We start from the raw sequence: 20,551 nt of genomic DNA, 5'->3' as shown, positions 1-20,551 counted from the left end.
GGGCTTCTACAGGCCGTACTCCTTGACGATGCGCTCGTGCCGCTCCACCTCGACGTCGATCGACCTGGCCAGGTCCAGCCAGGCCAGCGGGTGGACCCAGCGCTCGGTGGCGTCGTCGAGGAGGGCGTCCACCTCGGTCGGGGTCACGTTCGGCGGGACCGCGATCCAGCCGAAGACCCCGGGGATCCGCTCGCCGTTGGCCGGGTTGGTCACGGTGTAGTTCTCGTCGCTGTAGACCCACATCGGCCAGCCGCGCTCGGCCAGGACCTCGTTGAACTCGGCCCAGTCGGCCTCGCTCGGCGCCGCGCCGTCGAAGAACCAGCTCGTGTAGCCGCCGGGACGGAGCATGCTGACCGCGGCGAACGGCGGGATGAAGCTCTCCTGCTCCTCCGGCTTCTCCGGGATCGGCTCCAGCAGCTGCGGGTCGAAGACGACGAGGTCGCCGGCGTTGTAGTCCATGCCGGGAGGCTGCGGGATGGCCAGGCGGGCCGTGGCCGGGCCGGTGCGCAGGCTGATGACCGCCCGCTGGCTGCCGTCGGGCGCGGGGAGGATGACCCGCACCAGGCCCAGCTCCTCCTCGATCGGCCCCTCTGCCGACTGCAGCGGCATGCCGACCTTGGCCGCGCCCAGCCGTACCGTCTCCCAGTCCTCGGCGGCCGTCGCCATGGTGATCATCCGCCAGACGTCCTCGGCCTCGGTCTCCTCGGAGTCGATGACCTCCTTCAGGATCGCGGCGCCCTTGGCGTTGTCACCGGCCTGCTGTACGGCGCCGGCCCACAGCCGCCTCGCCTCGATGCCCGCACCACCGGCGGTCACCGCCGCCTCGGCCTCCGCGGCGGCCTGCTCCCAGCGCTCCCGCGCCCGGTGCAGGCGGCCCAGGGCCAGGTGGCGCTGCGCGGCGGGCAGCAGCTCGGCCAGCTGCTCCAGCCGCTCGTCCTGGCGGGCCTCGACCAGCAGGCCGGTGATGTAGCCGATGTCCTCCGGATCGGCCGTCGCGGCGTCGCCGGAGTCGACCAGCAGGGTCCAGTAGGTGTCGGCGCCCTGGCCGGGATAACCGAGGAAGCCCATCGTGGTGGTCTGCCGCCGGGTGGCCTCCAGGTCGCGCCCGGCCAGCGGGGCCAGCCAGCCCACCCAGCGCTCGGGGTCGGCGTTGAAGCCGTCGGCCGCGTCGAAGTAGGCGACCAGCTCGGCCTCGGGGCCGGGGGCCGGGAGCGCGGTGGCCGCGTCGCCCGCGGCACGCAGCTCGGCGACCCGTCCGGCGACGTCACCGGACTCGCGCAGCTCGCCGGCCGCGGACTCGGCGAGGTCGGCCAGCAGCCGGGTCTGCCAGACGCCCTGCCGGGCGACGGCCAGGTGACCGGCGATGATCGCGAGCTCGACCCGGGCGCGGTGGCCGCCCATCATGGCGAAGTAGTCGATCCACTGCTTGAGGACCCGGCCGAGCTGCCAGCTGTTGGTGATCTGCTCCGAGCCGGAGAGGAGGCGGATGGCCCGCGCCCACTCCACCCACACCCGCGGGTGGTCGGCCACGACGTCGAGGTCGGGCAGCGCCTCGACGGCCTCCGGCGTCCTGCCGAGGGTGGCGAGCGTGAACGCCCGCAGCACGCCCTCGCGGTGCGCCTTGGCCACCGGGTCGTCGGGCTTGAAGTCGGCCGCGGCGTCCAGCGCGGTCAGCGCGTCCTCCGGGCGCCCCGCGGCCAGCAGCGCGCGGGCCGAGGCGGCCCCCAGCTCCCAGCTCGCCTCGCGGCCGGCCTCGCGCAGCGCCGCCACGGCGGCCTCGGCGTGGGCGACGGCCTCCACCGGACGGCCGGCGTCGATCAGGGCGGCGACGTGCTGCTCGGCCACGGCGGCGAAGGCCGGGGAGGCGGGCGCGACGTCGAGGGCGCCCAGGGAGGAGAGCCGCTCGGCGGCGTAGCCGGGGCCGTCGGTGTTCGCCTGCGCGATGGCCAGCGCCAGGACGGCCCCGGGGGCCGACGGGCAGTCGCGGACGTCCTCGCGCCGGGCGAACTCGGCCAGCGCCTCGGCGTCGGCGAGGGCGACCGCGCCCTGGGCGCGGTTGCCGACCCGGCCGATCAGGTGCCAGTAACGGGCGTAGAACTCGAGCCAGGGCAGCCCCATCGTTCCCGCCTGCTGGGCGATGGCCGGCGCGAGCACGTCGAGCTGCGCGTACCGGCCCTCCAGTGCCTGGGCGGGCACGTCGCCGATCGCCATTGCCAGACCGGTGTTCCCGGCTTCGTGCAGTTGCCGCTGGGTGTCGCCGACCCAGGACCAGATGTCCACGTCCATGGGACGTCAGTCTGCCAGGTCGGCGACCGTGCCCCAAACGACTTGACCATCTCGCCAGGTCCGATGCCCCGGCCGGTCCGCTCGTGTCCCTTTCGCCGTCCGGTCCGTCATCCGGTCCGCCGCCCGGTCCATCGCCGGGTCTGTCATCCGGTCCATCGCCCGGTCCGCCGCCCGGCTCGTCATCCGGTCCATCGCCTGGCCCGCCGCCCGGGCCGCCGTCAGATGAGGATCTCGCCCGAGGCGACCAGCACCGCGGGTCCCGCGAGGTGGCTGGTGTGCTCGTCGAGGGTGACGGTGAGGGTGCCGCCGGGGACCTCCACCTCCCAGGTGCCGGTGCTCTCCCCCGCCAGCCGCGCGGCCGCCACCGCCGAGGCCACGGTGCCTGTCCCGCAGGACCGCGTCTCGCCCACCCCCCTCTCGTGGACCCGCATCACGATCCGGTGCGGACCCACCGCGTTGAGCAGCTCGACGTTCACCCCGTGCGGGAAGGCCTCCGGGTCGAACGCCGGCTGCCGCGTCAGGTCGAGCCCGGCCACCGGGTCGCCGATCACGCAGGCCAGGTGCGGGTTGCCCATGTCGACACGGACGCCCTCGTACTCGCGGCCCCCCACGACCGCCCGGCTCTCGCCCAGCACCCGGGGTGCCCCCATGTCCACGCTCACGTCGCCGCCGCGGGCCAGCCGTACCCGCCTGACCCCGCCACGGGTCGCCACGCCGAACTCGCCCTCGTCCATCAGGCCCGACTCGACCAGGTAGCGGGCGAAGACGCGTGTCCCGTTGCCGCACATCTCCGCGATGCCGCCGTCGGCGTTGCGGTAGTCCATGAACCACTCGGCCTCGCCGGCCTGGCCGGCCACCTCGGGGACGAGCTTCGTCCGCGTCACGCGCAGCACGCCGTCGGCGCCGATCCCGGCGCGCCGGTCGCACAGCGCCGCCACCCTCGCCGCCGTCAGCTCAAGCTCGCCGTCCGGGTCGGGGAGGATCACAAAGTCGTTCTCGGTGCCGTGGCCCTTCACGAATCGCATGTCCCAACTGTAGGCACGCCCCGGATCGGGGAGAGAATCGCGGGCGCGCCCCGGGACGGGCCCGGCCCGTCGCGGACACGCCCGGAGGTCGCCTCACGGGTGCGCCCCGGGCCGGGCCCGGCCGGCCGCGGGCGTGCCCGGGGTCGTCTCGCGGACGCGGCGCCCTCCGGTGGCCGTCGCGCGCCGCCTCCGCGGCACCTCCACGACGGCCGGTCACCTCGTGGGCGGAGCGTCCTCCACCACGGCCAGCGCGCGGTCGAGCAGGCCGGGATCCTCCTGCGGGAGCCACACCACCCGCGGGTCGCGGCGGAACCACGACTCCTGGCGGCGGACGAACCTGCGGGTCGCCCGGACCGTCTCGGCCTTCGCCTCCTCCTCGGTCCACTCGCCGGCGAGGAGACGCAGCACCTGGGCGTAGCCCAGCGCGCGGCTCGCCGTACGGCCCTCGGCCAGGCCGCGTCGCAGCAGCGACCGCACCTCGTCCACCAGTCCGGCCTCCCACATGCGCTCCACGCGCAGCGCCACCCGCTCGTCCAGCACGTCCCTCGGCACCTCGACGCCGATCTGCACGCTGTCGTAGACGGCGTCGTAGGAGGGCATCGTGGCCGAGAAGGGACGCCCGGAGATCTCGATGACCTCCAGCGCGCGGACGATCCTGCGGCCGTTGCCCGGCAGGATCGCCGCGGCCGCCTTCGGGTCGCTCCCGCGCAGCCGCTCGTACAGCGGGGCCGGGCCGAGGCGCTCCAGCTCGGCCGAAAGGCGTGCGCGGACCTCCGGATCGGTGCCGGGGAACTCCAGGTGGTCGAGGGCCGCCCGCACGTACAGCCCGGACCCGCCCGCCAGGATCGGCGCGGTCCCCTTCGCCCGCAGCTCCTCGATCAGCGGCCGGGCCGTCTTCTGGTACTCGGCCACGCTCGCGGTCTCGGTGACGTCCAAGACGTCGAGCAGGTGGTGGGGGACCCCTCGCCGCTCCGCCGGGGTCAGCTTCGCCGTACCGATGTCCATGCCCCGGTACAGCTGCATGGAGTCGGTGTTGATCACCTCGCCGCCCAGCCGGAGGGCGAGATCGACGGCGAGGTCCGACTTTCCGGCCGCCGTGGGTCCGACGACGGCGATGACTGGTAGCTGACGCACAGGACAAGTGTGTCAACCTCCGGGGTATGGGCGAGCCCCGTGGGTATGCATGCGGTTGACGTCACGTCACGTCACGTCGAACAGGGGGACGCAGCCATGTCGATCATGCAGAAACTCAAGGAGATGCTGCGGGGCAACCCGCGGGCCGGGGAGTTCGCCCAGAAGGGCATCGACAAGGCCGAGCAGATGGCCAGGCAGAAGAGCGGCGGCAAGTACGACGACAAGATCGACCTCGCCGCGCAGAAGGCGCGGGAGGCCGCCGAGAAGATGACCGCCCGGCCCGGCGAGCCCGGTCAGGCCGGGGGGTACGGCGAGGCGGGCACCGCCGCGGGATACGGCGAGCACGGCACGCCGCCCGGCCGGCCCGAGACCGACACCGACGCGCCGCCTGCCCCGGGCCGCCCCGGAGCGCCCCCGGCGCCCTAGCCGCCACCGGGAAGGCTCACCGGGCCCGTCCGGCCCGACACCGGTTTCCGCCGGGGCGGCGCCGTCCGGCGAAGGTCTCCGGCCACGGCGTCAGGCACCCCGGAGGCCCGCCGTCTCCGGACGGTTCCGCTGTCCGGCACCCGTCTCCGGACGGTTCCGAGGTCCCGTCCGGCGCCCTGTCCTGCCCGATTTCTGACCGGCCGACCGATTCATCCGACCGGAGCCGGTCAGCCCCAGTCGAGCATCGGCTGCAGGTAGCCCTCCAGGGTCAGCAGCCACCGCTTGGACTCCACGCCCTCACCGCCGCTGAAACCGCCCAGGCCGTTCCCGGCGACGACCCGGTGGCAGGGGACGATGACGGGGATCGGGTTGGCGCCCATGATCGAGCCGATGGCCCGCGCGGGGACGCCCGTCCCGCTGCGGGCGGCGAGCTCGCCGTAGGTCACGGCCTCGCCGTACCCGACCGTCTCGTACAGGGTGCCCAGCACCCTGCGCTGCACCGGCGTGGTCAGCCGCCAGTCCACCGGCGAGGAGAACGTCCGCAACTCCCCCGCGTAGTAGCGGGCCAGCTCGTCCAGCACCGGGGCCGTACGCGCGGGGTCGCCGGCCTCGGCCAGACCCAGTCGGAGCAGCAGCCGTTCCCGCAGCTCCCCGTCGCGGCCGCCGCTCCAGCCGACGCCCGCCACCCCGTCCTCGGTGACGGCGGCCAGCATGTCCCCCAGCGGGGTCGGGACGCTCCCGAACGCCACCGTTCCTACCATGTGCACCGTGTCCCTTCGCGAACTCGTCGTCCTCGGCACCTCAAGCGCGGTCCCCACCCGCCACCGTAACCACAACGGATATCTCCTGAGATGGGATGGTGAGGGGTTCCTGTTCGATCCGGGAGAGGGTACCCAGCGCCAGATGATCCGGGCCGGCGTCGGCTCCCACGACGTCACCTGGATCTGCGTCACCCACTTCCACGGCGATCACTGCCTGGGGGTGCCGGGCGTCGTCCAGCGCATCGCCAGGGACGGTGTGACCCACCGGGTCCGGGCGGCCTACCCGGCGAGCGGCGAGACCTACTGGCGGCGGCTGCGCCACGCCAGCGTCTTCGCCGACACCTCGGTGATCGACGAGTGCCCGCTCTCGGGCTCCGCGCCGGCCTTCGACGCCGGGCCGGTGACCCTGACCGCCCGGCCGCTCTCCCATCCCGTCGAGTCCTACGGCTACCGCCTCGACGAGCCGGACGGCCGGAGGATGCTCCCCGGGCGGCTCGCCGAGCGCGGCATCCGGGGCCCGGCGGTCGGCGAACTCCAGCGCGAGGGCTCGGTGCGCGCCCCTGACGGGTCGGTCGTGCTCCTCTCGGAGTGCAGCGAGCCCCGCCCCGGCCAGAGCGCGGCGTTCGTCATGGACACCGCGCTGTGCGACGGCGTCCTCGCGCTCGCCGAGGGCGTGGACCTGCTGGTGATCGAGTCCACGTTCCTGTCCTCGGAGTCGGACCTCGCCGCGCGGTACGGCCACCTGACCGCCGCCCAGGCCGGCCGGGTCGCCGCCGAGTCTGGGGTGCGCCGCCTGGTGCTGACCCACGTCTCCGAACGCTACGACGCCGCCGACGAGCCCCGGTTCACGGAGGAGGCGCGCCTGGCCTTCGACGGCGAAGTGGTGCTCGCCCACGACCTGATGCGTGTCGCGGTCCCGCGCCGCGACCAGCGATGACCGATGACCGATGGCCGATGACCGTCCCGGTTCCGCGTCGCGGCCACCGGCTTCCGCCCCGTTCCGCGAGCGACGGGGTCATCCCGTCCAGCGGGCGACGAAGTAGCCGACGCCGTAGGGGGCCGCGTGGTAGAGCACCTCGGAGTACGGCGCACCGCCCGCCCCGGCGAGGACCTGAAGGGCCGCGCGACCGGCCACCTGCGACTCCGCGGCCTCGCCCGGGTCGAGCGCCGCGAGTTCCCGGACGTCTCCCCGGGCCAGCGCGCCGACGATCGCGGCCTCGTACGGCTCGGCGCGGGGATCGAGGTAACCGGGGGACTTCTCCGTCAGGCGGGCCGAGCCGTCGGCCATGACGAGCAGCGCCACCCGGCCCGGTCCGTCCGCCAGCCGCGCGCCGAGCGCGGCGCACTCCGCCGGCGAGGCGTCGAACGGCACCGCGTGGAAGGACGAGGCGGCCATCCCCGCCCGGTCGAGCAGCCAGCGCCCGATCGTCAGGGACAGGGGCAGGACCGGCTCACCCTCACCGGCCCGGACGTCGACGCCCCAGGGCGCGAGGCTCCCCGCGGCGCCGGCCCCGTGCTCTCCGGCCAGGTCCGCTCCGCCGACCACCACGATCCGGTCGGGGCGGGCGTCGCGCAGCGCGTCCAGCGCGGCCGCGCAGGCCGCCCGGAGGTCGTCGAGCTCGGGGCCCGCGGCGCCGGCGAGTTCGGGGACCAGCAGCGGCGGGTGAGGACACACGGCGGCGGCGGCAAGCACCCGGCCAGACTAAGGGATCGGGTGCCGGCCGCCGCCGGTGGCCGCCGTCAGCCGTTGGGGCCGTTCGGGGGGACGGATCCGGGAGGGCCGTCCGAGCGGGGGTCGACGGAGCCGTCCTCGCCCGAGGACGACCCGGTGCCGCTCTGGTGCTCCTTGGCGGGCGCGGGCGAGCTTTTCTTACCGGTCGTGGTCTTACCGGTCGTGTCACCGTTCGAGGAGCGGGAGCCGCTCTGCGAGCCGCTTCCGGTGGCCGCGCCGTCGCCGCCACCCGCGGCGCGCTCCGTGCCCGGTCCGGCGTCTCCGACGGATCCGCCGGAATCACCGGATCCGTCGGACGCCTCGGATTCGCCGGATCCGTCCGAGGAGACGTCTCCGGACTGCCGGCCGGACTCGCCGGAGGCCGGGTCCTGGCCGGCTTCCTGGCTGGTTCCGGTGCCGTTCGGCGCCGACGGGCCGGCGGGATCGTCGCCGCCGGCGACGGCGAAGACGATGCCGCCGCCCACGACGGCGGCCACCGCCACCCCTGCGACGGCGGAGGCGACGGTCATGGCCGGACCGCGCTTCCGCCTGCGGGTGGGGGCGGGCTTGCCGGTGGGCTCACCGGCGGGGAGGGGCTCACCGGCGGGGCCGGCGAGGATCTCGGTCTCTCCGAGCCGCCGGGGGTGGTCCGGCGAGAAGGGGATGGGGTCTCCGGACTGTCGGGGGTGGCCCGGAGACGAGGGGACGTGGTCTCCGGGCTGCTGAGGGTGACCCGGAGATGAGGGGACGCGCATTCGGAACAACTCCCTGCGGTTATCGGGGGGAAACCTCCACGGCTTCCGCGGGCGCCGGACCACACTAGCCACAGGAATGGTGTGATCGCACACTGATCACAACGAAATCACGACTTGTCATCGGTGGAGCCGACGACCAGGGACGACCCGGCGCGGCCCCCGAAATCCGCCCCGACCGGCGGCTCGGCGGGCGGTTCCGCACCGGGTGGGCGGAATCCGGGACGATCGTGTGAAGGACCGGAAAAGAACGGCGGAGGACTGGAAAAGACCGCCGGAGGACCATCACGGCCCGCCGCGCGGGACACGCCGCGGCGGGCCGTACGGAGAGGGACCGTACGGGAGAGCGGCGGTGGAGAGGGGCGATGGCCCGCCGCGCGGAGGCGCCGCGGCGGGCCGTACGGAAGGAGGTGGGCCGGATCGGCCCACGCGGTTCAGGGGCTGACGGAGCAGCCCGGCGTCTCCTGCGGGAGCGGGGCGGGCCGGCCGATCGCCGGCATGCCGAGCAGGACGCCCCCGCCCGAGGCGGCCGGGGCGGCCTGCCGGGCCTCCCAGGCGTCGCCCGCGCGGGTACGGCGCAGGCCCAGCATCGGGCCGTCGGCGACCAGGTGGTGCGGCGCCGCGTATGTGATCTCGACGGCGACCATGTCACCGGGGCGCGGCGTCCCGGCGGCGTCGCCGTCCCGGGAGCTCGGTGTGAAGTGCACCAGGCGGTTGTCGGGGGCGCGGCCGGACAGGCGGCGGGTCGCCTCGTCCTTGCGGCCCTCACCCTCGGCCACCAGCACCTCGATCGTCCGGCCGACCTGCTTCCCGTTCTCCTCCCAGGAGATCTCGGTCTGCAGGGCCACGAGGCGCTCGTAGCGCTCCTGCACGACCTCCTTGGGGACCTGGTCGTCCATGGTGGCGGCGGGCGTGCCGGGCCGGATGGAGTACTGGAAGGTGAAGGCGTTGGCGAAGCGCGAGGCGCGCACGACGTCGAGGGTGGCCTGGAAGTCCTCCTCGGTCTCGCCGGGGAAACCCACGATGATGTCGGTGGAGATGGCGGCGTCCGGCATGGCCGCGCGGACCCGCTCGATGATGCCGAGGTAGCGCTCGGCGCGGTAGGAGCGGCGCATCGCCTTCAGGACGCGGTCGGAGCCCGACTGCAGCGGCATGTGGAGCTGGTGCATCACGTTGGGCGTCTCGGCCATCGCGGCGATGACGTCGTCGGTGAAGGCGGCCGGGTGCGGGCTGGTAAAGCGGACCCGCTCCAGCCCCTCCACGTCGCCGCAGGCGCGCAGCAGCTTGCCGAAGGCGAAGCGGTCGCCGAACTCCACGCCGTAGGTGTTGACGTTCTGGCCGAGGAGCGTGACCTCCAGGACCCCCTGGCCCACCAGGGTGCGCACCTCGGCCAGGACGTCGCCGGGGCGGCGGTCCTTCTCCTTGCCGCGCAGCGACGGCACGATGCAGAACGTGCAGGTGTTGTTGCAGCCGACCGAGACCGACACCCAGGCGGCGTAGGCGGACTCCCGCTTGGTGGGCAGCGTGCTGGGGAAGGTCTCCAGCGACTCCTTGATCTCGACCTGCGCCTCCTGCTGGACGCGGGCCCGCTCCAGCAGCACCGGCAGCGAACCGATGTTGTGGGTGCCGAACACCACGTCCACCCAGGGCGCCCTGCGAACGATCTCCCCCTGGTCCTTCTGGGCCAGGCAGCCGCCCACGGCGATCTGCATGCCGGGCCTGCCCGCCTTCGTGGGACGCAGGTGGCCGAGGTTGCCGTAAAGCCGGTTGTCGGCGTTCTCCCGGACGGCGCAGGTGTTGAACACGACCACGTCGGCCGTCTCCCCCTCGGGCGCCGGGACGTATCCGGCGTCTTCGAGAAGGCCCGACAGGCGCTCGGAGTCGTGCACGTTCATCTGGCACCCGTAGGTACGGACCTCGTACGTGCGGGTGCTCTCCACGGTGGCAGTCATCTCAACAGACAAGGGTAGGCGCTCCGCGCGGCCTCCCGGTACGGCCGCCACCCACCGCACTTTCGGTAAGGGAAAACAAACGGAGAGTAATGATCCTTGTTAGGGTGGGGCCCGAAGCCGCGTGCGAGAATAAGACTCGACCGACAGAGCATTTGGGGCGGTGAGCCGTATGGCGATGCTCGTGCAGACCTCGGAGGCGCCGGTGAAGGCCAACAAGCCTCACAGGAAGAAGGCGGCGCCGAAGCGGAACGGCCTCTGGTCCACCCCCGGGGAGCTCAGTGTCGATGAGTGGTTCGAGCTCAACTCACGCGACGACGGCAGTCGTTACGAGCTCATCGACGGGAGCCTCATCGTGTCCCCTGCCCCACCGTTCAGGCACCAGCGCCTCGGAGACCGGCTACAGACCTACCTGGAGTCCGTCGCACCGGAGGACATGGTCGCGGTCACCGCGACCGGCCTGATCCTGGATCGCAAGCCGGGTGTCATCCCCGATGTGATGCTGGTGGAGAAGAAGCCCTTCAGCGAAGGAGCCGAGGTCGCCCAGCCCGAATGGGTCCACCTGGTCGTGGAGATCGTCTCCAGGTCCACCACGGCGACCGACCGCAGGCTGAAGCCTTCCAAGTACGCCGAGGCGGGCATCCCCCACTTCTGGCGGATCGAGATGCTCCCCTTCCAGGGACAGGGCAACGAGCGACTGCCGATCGTGTTCACCTACGAGCTCGACGAGGACGGCGGCTACCGGCTCGTCCACCGGGTCGCCGCCGGAGGGGTGGCCGAGCTGACCGAACCGTGCAAACTGACACTCGACCCGGCGGGTCTCGCGCGGATCTGACACTCCGGAGCGGCTCTGACACGAATTCATCCCTATTTCATCGCATATCTCCAGGTCGTGACCTGATCGGTACCGCAGGGTTAGCCCGAGGTGCCCTTCACGGCTTTACGTTGTGCTCCATGACGGAGAACGGGGACGCGACTCCTCTTGTCGTGCTCAAGGACGTGAACAAGCATTTCGGCAGCCTGCACGTCCTGCGCGACATCAACCTGACCATCTCCCGCGGCGAGGTCGTGGTCGTCATCGGCCCCTCGGGCAGCGGCAAGTCGACCCTGTGTCGGGCGATCAACCGGCTGGAGACCATCGACGGAGGGACGATCACCTTCGACGGGCAGCCGCTCGCGGCCGAGGGCAAGGCCCTGGCCCGGCTCCGGTCGGAGGTCGGCATGGTGTTCCAGTCCTTCAACCTGTTCGCGCACAAGACGATCCTCGAGAACGTCACACTGGGGCCGATCAAGGTGAGGGGCACCGCCAGGGCCGAGGCCGAGCGCCGGGGCATGGAGCTGCTGGACCGGGTCGGGATCGGCGCGCAGGCGTCGAAGTACCCCGCCCAGCTCTCCGGCGGCCAGCAGCAGCGGGTGGCCATCGCCCGGGCCCTGGCCATGGACCCGAAGATGATCCTCTTCGACGAGCCGACGTCCGCGCTGGACCCGGAGATGGTCCAGGAGGTGCTCGACGTCATGGTGGGGCTCGCCGCCGAAGGCATGACGATGGCGGTCGTGACGCACGAGATGGGCTTCGCCCGCCGCGCGGCCGACCGGGTGGTGTTCATGGCCGACGGGCAGATCGTCGAGGAGAACACCCCCGACGAGTTCTTCACCGCTCCCCGGACCGATCGCGCCAAGGACTTCCTCTCCAAGATCCTCACCCACTGAGGCTCTCGGGCCGGCTGCACATTTCCAGGAAAAAGGGGTAACGAAAACATGCGACTACTACGTGCCGGTGCGGCGCTGGCGGCCGTCGGCGCGCTCACTCTGGGTCTGGCCGCCTGCGGGGGCGACGACGGCGGGGACGGCGGCAGCGCCGCCTACTCGACGGTCGTGGACAAGGTCAAGGGCGCCAAGAAGATCGTCGTCGGCACCAAGTGGGACCAGCCGGGCATGGGCCTGAAGAAGGGCGCCGAGCCGGAGGGGTTCGACGTCGACGTCGCCAAGTACATCGTCAAGGAGCTGGGCGGCGGCCAGGACGTGGACATCACGTGGAAGGAGTCCGCCTCCTCCAACCGTGAGGCGTTCCTCGCCAACGGCACGGTGGACATGATCGTGGCGACCTACTCCATCACCGACAGCCGCAAGCCGAAGGTGACCTTCGGCGGGCCGTACATCGTCGCCCACCAGGACGTCATGGTCCGCGCCGACGACACCAAGGTCACCAAGCCGACGGACCTCGCGGGCAAGCGGATCTGCCAGGTGGCCGGCTCCAACTCCTACAAGCGGATCACCGACCCGCCGCCGGAGGGTGAGCTCGACCTGGACGCCCAGCTCGTCGGCGCGGCGACCTACTCCGAGTGCGTGGCCAAGCTCCAGGGCAGCAACCTGGACGCCGTCACCACCGACAACCTGATCCTCGCCGGGTTCGCCGCGCAGGCGCCCGACAAGTTCAAGGTCCTCGGCCAGCCGTTCACCGACGAGAAGTACGGCGTCGGCCTGAAGAAGGGCGACACCAAGACCTGCGAGGCCATCAACACGGCCATCACCAAGATGTACCAGGACGGCACGGCCAAGCAGCTGCTGGACAAGTGGTTCGGCAAGACCCAGGGTCTGGAGCTGCCCACCGAGGCGCCGAAGTTCGAGCCCTGCGCCTGACGCCACGACCGGTCTCGTAGGAGCGGCGGCCGGTGACCCGACCTCGGGCCACCGGCCGCTGCCGTCCCCCGATGGAGCACGATGGACGATCTGATCAAATACGCGCCGGACCTGCTGGCGGGCTTCCTGAAGAACGTGCAGCTCTCCCTGGTCTGCGCTGTCCTGTCCCTGATCCTGGGCACGATCCTGGTGTCGATGCGGGTCGCGCCGGTCCCGGTCCTGCGGGCCGTCGGCACCACCTACGTCAACATCGTGCGGAACACCCCGCTCACACTGGTCCTGGCGTTCTCCGCGCTGGGCCTCAGCGACACCCTGGGGCTCACCTTCTCGGACGAGCCGAGCAGCAACGGGTTCTGGCTGGTGACGCTGGGCCTGTCGGCCTACACGGCGACGTTCGTCTGCGAGGCGCTGCGCTCGGGGATCAACACGGTGCCGCTGGGGCAGGCGGAGGCGGCCCGCGCGATCGGGCTGACGTTCTTCCAGTCACTGAGGATGATCATCCTTCCGCAGGCGTTCCGCGTGGTCATCGCCCCGCTGGGCAGCGTGATGATCGCAATGATCAAGAACACCACGGTCGCGGTGGCGGCCGGTTACCTGGCGGAGTCAGCGTTCGTCATGAAGGACACCTTCGACGAGACCGGCGTGTCGATCCCCATCTTCATCGGGCTCGTCATCGCGTTCATGGTGGTCACCCTGCCGATCGGCTTCCTCACCGGCTGGCTCGCCAACCGTCTGGCGGTGGCCCGATGAGCCGATCCGAGGCGTCGGTCCTGTTCGACACGCCGGGACCCCGCGCGCGGCTGCGCAACAACGTCCTGACGCTGGTGGCGGCGGTCGCCGTGGTCGCCGTCCTCTACGTCGTCTACGCCAGGTTCGACGCCAAGGGCCAGTGGGACGGGCAGATCTGGGAGCCGTTCGTCCGGCTCGACACCTGGACCGTCTACATCATCCCCGGCCTGCTCGGCACGCTGAAGGCGGCGGGTCTCGCCGCGATCCTCGCACTGGTCTTCGGCGCGATCTTCGGCCTGGCCAGGCTGTCGGACCACGCGTGGCTCCGGGTGCCCGCCGGCGTGGTCGTCGAGGTCTTCCGGGCGATCCCGCTGTTGCTGCTGATCTTCTTCATCTTCTACCTGGCGCCCAGTGCGTTCGGCGGCGGCGACTACACGCTGATCGCGCTGGTGACGGGTCTGACCCTGTACAACGGGTCGGTGCTGGCCGAGATCGTCCGGGCGGGCATCCGCGCCGTCCCCAAGGGACAGTCGGAGGCCGCCTACGCGATCGGGCTGCGCAAGGGCGGGGTCATGCGGCTGATCCTGCTCCCCCAGGCCGTCACCGCGATGATGCCGGCGATCGTGAGCCAGCTCGTGGTGCTGCTCAAGGACACCGCCCTCGGTTACATCATCGCCTACGTCGACCTGCTGAACATGGGCTTCAAGATCATCCCTGCGGTCAACTTCGGGTCGCTGATCCCGGCCGCCATCGTCATCGGGATCATCTACGTGGGCCTGAACATGACGCTCAGCGCCGTGGCCACCTGGCTGGAGCGGCGCAGCCGCCGCAGCCGCAAGTCCGCGGCCGGGCCGATCGAGCCGCCGGGTGCGGTCGGCGTGGCCGTCGGCAGCGGTGCCACTCCCGTCTGAGCCGCGATCCCCTTCCGGCCGCCCGCCGTCCCGTGCGGGCGGCCGGACCTGTTCCGGTGCGGCCATGGCGCGTGTCATACCGGCGACACGCGCCGGGTTATCGGGCAGGATGACCTCATGTCCCCCGAGCAGGCCGTCCTGCCGTACGCCGCCTGGCCTTCGCCGGTGTCCACCGCCGAGGTGGCCCGGTCCGGGCTGCGCCCGGCGTATCCGACGGTGTCCGGCGAGCAGGTGTGGTGGACCGAGGACCGCCCCGCCGAGGGCGGACGGACCACGATCATGCGGCGCGACCCCGACGGCACGCTCCACGAGCTGCTGGCCTCGCCGTGGAACGCCCGTACCCGTGTCCACGAGTACGGCGGGCGCGCCTACGCGGTCGTCCCGGGCGGCGGCGTGGTGTTCGCCAATCTCGCCGACCAGCGTCTTCACCTGCTGCTCCCGGGCGGCGCGCCCCGGCCGATCACGCCGGAGCCCGGCCGGGACGCGGGGCTCCGCTACGCGGACATGAGCGTCCGCGACGGCCGGGTCTGGTGCGTCCGGGAGCGGCACCACGACGACGGGCGGGTGAGCCGTTCGATCGTCTCCGTCCCGCTGGACGGCTCCGCCGAACCGCGCGAGCACGTCGGCGGGAGCGACTTCTACGCCTACCCGGAGCTCTCCCCCGACGGAGAGCACCTGGCCTACATCTGCTGGGACCACCCGCGCATGCCGTGGAACGGTACAGAGCTGCGGATCACCCGCCTGGCCGACGGCCGTTCACGAACGCTCTGCGGCGGGCCCGCCGAGTCGGTTCTGGCCCCCCGCTGGTGCGGCGACCGCGCCCTGTACCTCGTCTCCGACCGGTCGGGCTGGTGGAACCTCTACCGGGTCGCACTGGACGGCGCCGCCCCGGAGGCGCTCCACCCGGCGGAGGAGGAGTTCGCCGGACCGCTGTGGCAGCTCGGCGCCCACCCCTACGCCGTGCTGGACGACGGGCGGATCGCGGTCCTGCACGGGCGGGGAGACCTGCGGCTGGGCGTCCTCGACCCGGCCGGCGGCACGCTGACCGACCTGGACGTGCCCTACTCCGGCTGGGCCCCGGTCCTCGACCGCGACGGGCGCTCACTCGTCGGGATCGGCTACGGCCCTGCGACGCCCCGCTCGCTCGTGCGCCTGGACCTGCCGTCCGGACGCACCGAGGAGCTCCGGCACGACACCGAGGAGCCTCCGGAGAGCGCCTACCTCCCGGCCGCACGGAGCGTGGAGATCGAGGGCCGGTCCGGCCGGGCGGTGCACGCGTTCGTCCACCCGCCGTCGAACCCGCGTTGCCGCGGGGAGGGCCCCCCTCCCTACATCGTGTCCGTCCACGGCGGCCCCACCTCGCACAGCACGAGCGAGCCCGACCTGTGGAAGGCGTTCTTCACCAGCCGGGGCATCGGCGTGCTCGACGTCAACTACGGCGGCTCCACCGGGTACGGCCGCGCCTACCGCGACCGGCTGCACGGCGAGTGGGGGGTGGTGGACGTCGAGGACGTGGTCGCCGCCGCCGGGTGGCTGGCGGCTCAGGGTCTGGCCGATCCCGCGCGGATCGCGATCCGGGGCGGCAGCGCGGGCGGCTGGACCGTCATGGCGGCCTGCTGCGCCTCCGACGCGTTCGCCGGCGGCGTCTCCTACTACGGGGTGAGCGCGCTCGGCCCGCTCGTCGCCGCCACCCACGACTTCGAGTCCCGCTACGTCGAGTGGCTGGTCGGCCCGGAGGACCCCGTCCTGTACGGCTCCCGCGAACCGCTCGCCCGGGTCGCCGGGGTGAGCTGCCCGATGCTGCTCCTGCAGGGGCTCTCCGACCCGGTTGTGCCGCCCGCCCAGTCGCAGGCGTTCGCCGACGCGCTCGCCGAGCGCGGTGTCCCGTGCACCTACATGACCTTCGAGGGCGAGGCCCACGGTTTCCGCCGCGTGGAGACCCGCAGCGCGGCCCTGGCCACCGAGCTCGCCTTCTACCAGCAGATCTTCCGCGGCTGAGAGCCCGGCCCGGTCCGTCCCGGCCGTCCCACGGACCGGCCACGGGTCCCGCCCCCGGAGAGGGCATCCGGTGGGCCGGAGGGCACGGACCGGCCGGAACCGTACGGGCGGCAGGGCGGACCGGACGGGCCAGGCGGACAGACCTGGCAGACCTGGCAGACCTGGCAGACGGGACAGGCGGGTCGGGCGGGTTCAGCGGGCGAACTCGGTGGCGCGGGACTCCCGCACGACCGTGATGCGGATCTGCCCCGGGTAGGTGAGCTCCTCCTCCACCTGCTTGGCCACGTCGCGGGCGATCACCTGGGCCTGGATGTCGTCCACACCGTCGGGTTTCACCATGACGCGGACCTCCCGGCCGGCCTGCATGGCGAAGACCTTCTCGACGCCGTCATAGGAGGTGGCGATCTCCTCCAGCCGCTCCAGCCGCTTGACGTACGCCTCCAGCGACTCGCGCCGGGCGCCCGGCCGGCCGCCGCTGATGGCGTCGGCCGCCTGGGTCAGCACCGCCTCGACGGTCTTGACCTCCACCTCGTTGTGATGGGCCTCGATGGCGTGGACGACGTCCTCGTGCTCGCCGTATCTCCTGGCGATCTCCGCACCGATGAGCGCGTGGCTGCCCTCGACCTCGTGGGTGAGGGCCTTGCCGATGTCGTGCAGGACGGTGCAGCGCTTGAGCAGCGTCGGGTCGAGCCGGAGCTCGGCGGCCATGATCCCGGCGATGTGGGCCGACTCGATGAGATGGCCCAGCACGTTCTGGCCGTAGGAGGTGCGGTAGCGGAGCTGGCCGAGCAGGGTGACCAGCTCCGGGTGCATGTCGGTGAGGCCCAGCTCCACCAGGGCGTCCTCACCGGCCCGCACGCACAGCTCCCTGACCTCCGCCCTGCTGCGCTCGTGCGCCTCCTCGATCCGCTGGGGATGGATGCGCCCGTCGAGCACGAGCTTCTCCAGCGTCAGCCGGGCGGTCTCACGGCGGACCGGGTCGAAGCACGACAGGAGGACCGCCTCGGGCGTGTCGTCGATGATGAGGTTGACCCCGGTCGTCGTCTCGAAGGCGCGGATGTTGCGGCCCTCGCGGCCGATGATGCGGCCCTTCATCTCGTCGCCCGGCAGGTGCAGGACGCTGACGACGGACTCGGCGGTCTGCTCGGTGGCCACCCGCTGGACCGCCAGTGTGACGATCTTGGTGGCGCGCTTCTCGCCCTCCTTGCGGGCGTCGCTCTCGATCTGCCGGACGATCAGGGCGGCCTCGCGCTTGGCCTGGTTCTCGATCTCGCGCACCAGCTCGGTCTTGGCCTCGTCACCGGTGAGACCGGCGACCCGCTCCAGAACGGCCCTGCGCTCATCGGCGACGCGGTCGAGCTCCTCCCGGCGGGCGGCCAGCTCGGTCTCGGTCTCGGCGAGCTTGCGGGCCCGCTCGGCCTGGCGTCTCGCCTCCTCGTCCAGGCGCTGCTCCCGCTCGGCCAGCCGGTTCTCCCGCCGCTCCAGGTCCGAGCGGAGCTCCTTGATCTCGTACTTCAGGCCCCGGCTCTCCGCCTCGGCCTCCTTGCGCAGCTCCGCGGCGGCCTCGACGGCCAGCTCGGACCTGCGCAGGATCTCCCCCGCGTCGCTCTCCGCCTTGGCCCGGATGTCGGCGGCCTCCCGCCGGGCGGCCTCCAGCTCGGTCTGGACCTCGGCCAGCTGCGCGGGAGAAGGGCCTATCGGCCCGCCGCCGGTACGGCGCAGCAACACGATCAACGCGACTATCGTCACCACCGAAAGAACCGCGACGGCCCCGGTCAGTATGACGACCACAATCGGATCCATGCGCGCCCCGCCCTCCTCGCGTCGCGGATATCAAGCATGCGAGGGGTCACGCGCACGGCACGGAGAAGTCAGGCGGTGTCGTCACCACGGCAGGTGCCGACCGAGGGTCCACTCCACACCGGCTGATCACGCCGGCGCGTCGTCCGCCCTCATCCGCCGCTTTGTTCGCCCGTAATCAACCGTTATGACAATCCGCACTGCGCGGAGTAACTCCTCACTGTCGTCGAGGCTAAGCGTCAAACAGGTAACGGGCAAGCAAAGGCGCACTACGAACCGGCCGGCATCGCGAAGGCGGCGTTCCGGAGCGGCATCGCGGAGGCGACGCCCGGACCGGAGTGCTACCGGAATCGTCCGCGGCGCTCCGACCTTCGGGCCGGGAAGCGCGTCAGTCGAAGGGGTGGTCGAGGTCGTCGGCGAACGCGGCGCCTTCCGGCTCCTCGTTCTCCAGGGCTTCGCGGACCACGCGGAACGCCAGCCCCGGACCGTACCCCTTGCGGGCGAGCATGCCCGCCAGCCTGCGGGTCCGGACGGCACGGTCCAGCCCCCGGGTGGCGGAGAGCTTGCGCGCCACCAGCCTGCGAGCGGTCTCCTCCTCCTGCTCGGGGTCGAGCTGCTCCACGGCCTCCTTCACCGTGTCCTCGTCGACCCCGCGGTGCCGGAGCTCCGAGGCGAGCGCCCTGCGGGCCAGCCCCCGCCCGGTGTGGCGCGAGCTCACCCAGGCGGCGGCGAACGCCTCGTCATCGATGAGCCCGACCTCGGAGAACCGTTCGAGCACGGCCTCGGCCGCCTCGTCGGGCACGTCGCGCTTGCGCAACGCCTCGGCGAGTTGCGCCCGGGTGCGCGGCCCCATGGTCAGCAACCGCAGGCAGATGGCGCGAGCCACCGCCTGCGGGTCGGCGTCGGGGCCCTGGCTCGCCGGGGAGCCCTCGACCGGCCCGTCCGGGAGACGCCCGTCGAGGGCGCTCCGGGAACGCCTCCCTCCGCGCCGGCCCTCGCGTCTTCCCCCCTTCCGGGAGGAACCCGAGGGCTCGGGCACGTCGGGCCAGGCGCCCCAGTCCCGCGGCCCGGCCTGGCCGGCCGGACCGGAGTCGGATCCCGTCGGTCCTGTCGTCGAGTCAGGTCCCGTCGTCATCGGCCGGTCCCGGATCAGGCGTCACCCGGCTTGGGGGTCGCCTTGGAACCCCGGCCGGACGCGGCGGGAGCGGAAGCGGCGGGCGGCGGGGTGGCCGGGCTGTCGAGGCGCGGGCCGATGCCGAGCTTCTCCTTGATCTTCTTCTCGATCTCGTTGGCCATGTCCGGGTGGTTCCGCAGGAAGTTGCGGGCGTTCTCCTTGCCCTGGCCCAGCTGGTCGCCCTCGTAGGTGTACCAGGCGCCGGACTTGCGGACGAAGCCGTGCTCGACACCCATGTCGATCAGACCGCCCTCACGGGAGATGCCGACGCCGTAGAGGATGTCGAAGTCGGCCACGCGGAAGGGCGGGGCCATCTTGTTCTTGACGACCTTCACCCGGGTGCGGTTGCCGACCGCCTCCGTGCCGTCCTTGAGCGTCTCGATGCGGCGGATGTCGAGACGGACCGAGGCGTAGAACTTCAGCGCCTTTCCACCGGTCGTGGTCTCGGGCGAGCCGAACATGACGCCGATCTTCTCGCGGAGCTGGTTGATGAAGATCGCCGTGGTGCCGCTGCTGTTGAGCGCGCCGGCGATCTTGCGCAGGGCCTGGGACATCAGGCGCGCCTGGAGACCGACGTGGCTGTCGCCCATCTCGCCCTCGATCTCGGCCTTGGGCACCAGGGCCGCGACCGAGTCGATGACCAGCAGGTCGACCGCGCCGGACCGGATCAGCATGTCGGCGATCTCCAGCGCCTGCTCACCGGTGTCGGGCTGGGAGACGAGGAGCGCGTCGGTGTCGACGCCCAGCTTCTTCGCGTAATCCGGGTCGAGGGCGTGCTCGGCGTCGATGAACGCCGCGATGCCGCCGCCCTTCTGGGCGTTGGCCACCGCGTGCAGGGCGACCGTGGTCTTACCCGAGGACTCGGGACCGTAGATCTCGATGATGCGGCCGCGCGGGAACCCGCCGATGCCGAGAGCGACGTCGAGTGCGATGGAGCTGGTCGGGATCACTTCGATGGGCGCCCGCGCCTCGTCGCCGAGACGCATGACGGAGCCCTTGCCGAACTGCCGCTCGATCTGGGCGAGAGCGGTCTCGAGCGCCTTCTCGCGGTCGTTAGCTGCCATGGGAGCCCCCCTGGAGGGTCACGGGATGAATCGGTTGCCAGAAAGCTACGGGGTGCGACCGACATTTTCTGGAAGAGCACGCCATCGGTGGCGGCGTGTCCAATATAGCCGAACGATTGTTCGACGGAGGCTCGACGCTCCCATCCGTCCCCGGCGCCCCGCGTCGCGGGACGGATGGACCGCATGGCACG

18 protein-coding genes are annotated in these 20,551 nt (G+C 72.2%); 8 read left to right on the top strand and 10 right to left on the bottom strand.

The genetic code is table 11. From position 1 onward, the window contains the following. Positions 1-6: 6 nt before the first annotated feature. The 3 genes from ACZ6W9_RS12625 to miaA form a co-directional block, all read right to left on the bottom strand. Entirely contained in the window at positions 7-2,286 is a 2,280-nt protein-coding gene (locus tag ACZ6W9_RS12625; RefSeq protein WP_470117739.1) for a tetratricopeptide repeat protein, read from the bottom strand. Positions 2,287-2,504: 218 nt separating this feature from the next. Next, positions 2,505-3,311, bottom strand: a complete 807-nt coding sequence (gene dapF, locus ACZ6W9_RS12620; RefSeq protein WP_470117737.1) for a diaminopimelate epimerase — start codon at positions 3,309-3,311, stop codon at positions 2,505-2,507. 213 nt (positions 3,312-3,524) lie between these two features. Further along, the gene (gene miaA / locus ACZ6W9_RS12615; RefSeq protein WP_389955823.1) at positions 3,525-4,445 is read right to left on the bottom strand and encodes a tRNA (adenosine(37)-N6)-dimethylallyltransferase MiaA; all 921 of its coding nucleotides are present in this window, start codon (positions 4,443-4,445) and stop codon (positions 3,525-3,527) included. Positions 4,446-4,541: 96 nt separating this feature from the next. Here miaA and ACZ6W9_RS12610 point away from each other — a divergent pair, with 96 nt between their 5' ends. Beyond that, positions 4,542-4,871, top strand: coding sequence for an antitoxin (locus ACZ6W9_RS12610; protein WP_389955826.1), 330 nt, complete (start codon positions 4,542-4,544; stop codon positions 4,869-4,871). Between the two features lie 227 nt (positions 4,872-5,098). Here ACZ6W9_RS12610 and ACZ6W9_RS12605 read toward each other — a convergent pair whose 3' ends face one another. Beyond that, positions 5,099-5,620, bottom strand: coding sequence for a methylated-DNA--[protein]-cysteine S-methyltransferase (locus ACZ6W9_RS12605; RefSeq protein ID WP_470117734.1), 522 nt, complete (start codon positions 5,618-5,620; stop codon positions 5,099-5,101). Positions 5,621-5,639: 19 nt separating this feature from the next. Here ACZ6W9_RS12605 and ACZ6W9_RS12600 point away from each other — a divergent pair, with 19 nt between their 5' ends. Beyond that, the gene (locus ACZ6W9_RS12600) at positions 5,640-6,569 is read left to right on the top strand and encodes a ribonuclease Z (RefSeq protein WP_389955831.1); all 930 of its coding nucleotides are present in this window, start codon (positions 5,640-5,642) and stop codon (positions 6,567-6,569) included. Positions 6,570-6,647: 78 nt separating this feature from the next. On the opposite strand, the gene ACZ6W9_RS12595 is transcribed toward ACZ6W9_RS12600, so the two are convergent. The 3 genes from ACZ6W9_RS12595 to miaB all read right to left on the bottom strand — a co-directional run bounded on the left by ACZ6W9_RS12595 (position 6,648) and on the right by miaB (position 10,047). Then, positions 6,648-7,325 (bottom strand): class III extradiol dioxygenase subunit B-like domain-containing protein, encoded by a 678-nt coding sequence (locus tag ACZ6W9_RS12595; RefSeq protein WP_389955834.1) that lies wholly within the window; start codon positions 7,323-7,325, stop codon positions 6,648-6,650. A 47-nt stretch (positions 7,326-7,372) separates the two neighbouring features. After that, complete coding sequence (locus ACZ6W9_RS12590; RefSeq protein WP_470117731.1) at positions 7,373-8,098, bottom strand: hypothetical protein; 726 nt, start codon at positions 8,096-8,098, stop codon at positions 7,373-7,375. Between the two features lie 431 nt (positions 8,099-8,529). Continuing rightward, entirely contained in the window at positions 8,530-10,047 is a 1,518-nt protein-coding gene (miaB, locus tag ACZ6W9_RS12585) for a tRNA (N6-isopentenyl adenosine(37)-C2)-methylthiotransferase MiaB (protein WP_389955840.1), read from the bottom strand. Between the two features lie 169 nt (positions 10,048-10,216). Between miaB and ACZ6W9_RS12580 the strand changes: the two genes are divergently transcribed. From ACZ6W9_RS12580 to ACZ6W9_RS12555, 6 genes are all read left to right on the top strand, one after another. Next, complete coding sequence (locus ACZ6W9_RS12580; protein WP_389955843.1) at positions 10,217-10,879, top strand: Uma2 family endonuclease; 663 nt, start codon at positions 10,217-10,219, stop codon at positions 10,877-10,879. Between the two features lie 119 nt (positions 10,880-10,998). Then, the gene (locus ACZ6W9_RS12575; RefSeq protein WP_389955845.1) at positions 10,999-11,754 is read left to right on the top strand and encodes an amino acid ABC transporter ATP-binding protein; all 756 of its coding nucleotides are present in this window, start codon (positions 10,999-11,001) and stop codon (positions 11,752-11,754) included. Positions 11,755-11,802: 48 nt separating this feature from the next. Beyond that, positions 11,803-12,684: a glutamate ABC transporter substrate-binding protein gene (locus ACZ6W9_RS12570; RefSeq protein WP_362928265.1), complete on the top strand. Its 882-nt coding sequence runs from the start codon at positions 11,803-11,805 to the stop codon at positions 12,682-12,684. Positions 12,685-12,765: 81 nt separating this feature from the next. Continuing rightward, positions 12,766-13,434 carry an amino acid ABC transporter permease gene (locus ACZ6W9_RS12565; protein ID WP_362928263.1) on the top strand — a complete coding sequence of 223 codons (669 nt, stop codon included), beginning with the start codon at positions 12,766-12,768 and terminating at the stop codon, positions 13,432-13,434. Further along, complete coding sequence (locus ACZ6W9_RS12560; RefSeq protein WP_389955849.1) at positions 13,431-14,324, top strand: amino acid ABC transporter permease; 894 nt, start codon at positions 13,431-13,433, stop codon at positions 14,322-14,324. Before ACZ6W9_RS12565 ends, ACZ6W9_RS12560 begins: the two co-directional genes overlap by 4 nt. Before the next feature lie 117 nt (positions 14,325-14,441). Further along, complete coding sequence (locus ACZ6W9_RS12555) at positions 14,442-16,322, top strand: S9 family peptidase (protein WP_470117727.1); 1,881 nt, start codon at positions 14,442-14,444, stop codon at positions 16,320-16,322. Positions 16,323-16,514: 192 nt separating this feature from the next. Here the strand turns inward: ACZ6W9_RS12555 and rny are convergent, their stop codons facing one another. The 3 genes from rny to recA form a co-directional block, all read right to left on the bottom strand. Beyond that, positions 16,515-18,125: a ribonuclease Y gene (gene rny / locus ACZ6W9_RS12550; protein WP_389955855.1), complete on the bottom strand. Its 1,611-nt coding sequence runs from the start codon at positions 18,123-18,125 to the stop codon at positions 16,515-16,517. A 385-nt stretch (positions 18,126-18,510) separates the two neighbouring features. Beyond that, a complete protein-coding gene (gene recX, locus ACZ6W9_RS12545) occupies positions 18,511-19,257 on the bottom strand; it encodes a recombination regulator RecX (RefSeq protein ID WP_470117725.1) in 747 nt (248 codons plus the stop codon). 14 nt (positions 19,258-19,271) lie between these two features. Beyond that, positions 19,272-20,360 (bottom strand): recombinase RecA, encoded by a 1,089-nt coding sequence (gene recA, locus ACZ6W9_RS12540; protein ID WP_470117724.1) that lies wholly within the window; start codon positions 20,358-20,360, stop codon positions 19,272-19,274. Between the last annotated feature and the right edge of the window lie 191 nt (positions 20,361-20,551).

This window comes from Streptosporangium sp. NPDC053982 (assembly GCF_055585205.1).
The sequence above is the reverse complement of the archived record's forward strand: the minus strand, read 5'-3'. Positions and strand labels throughout refer to the sequence as shown.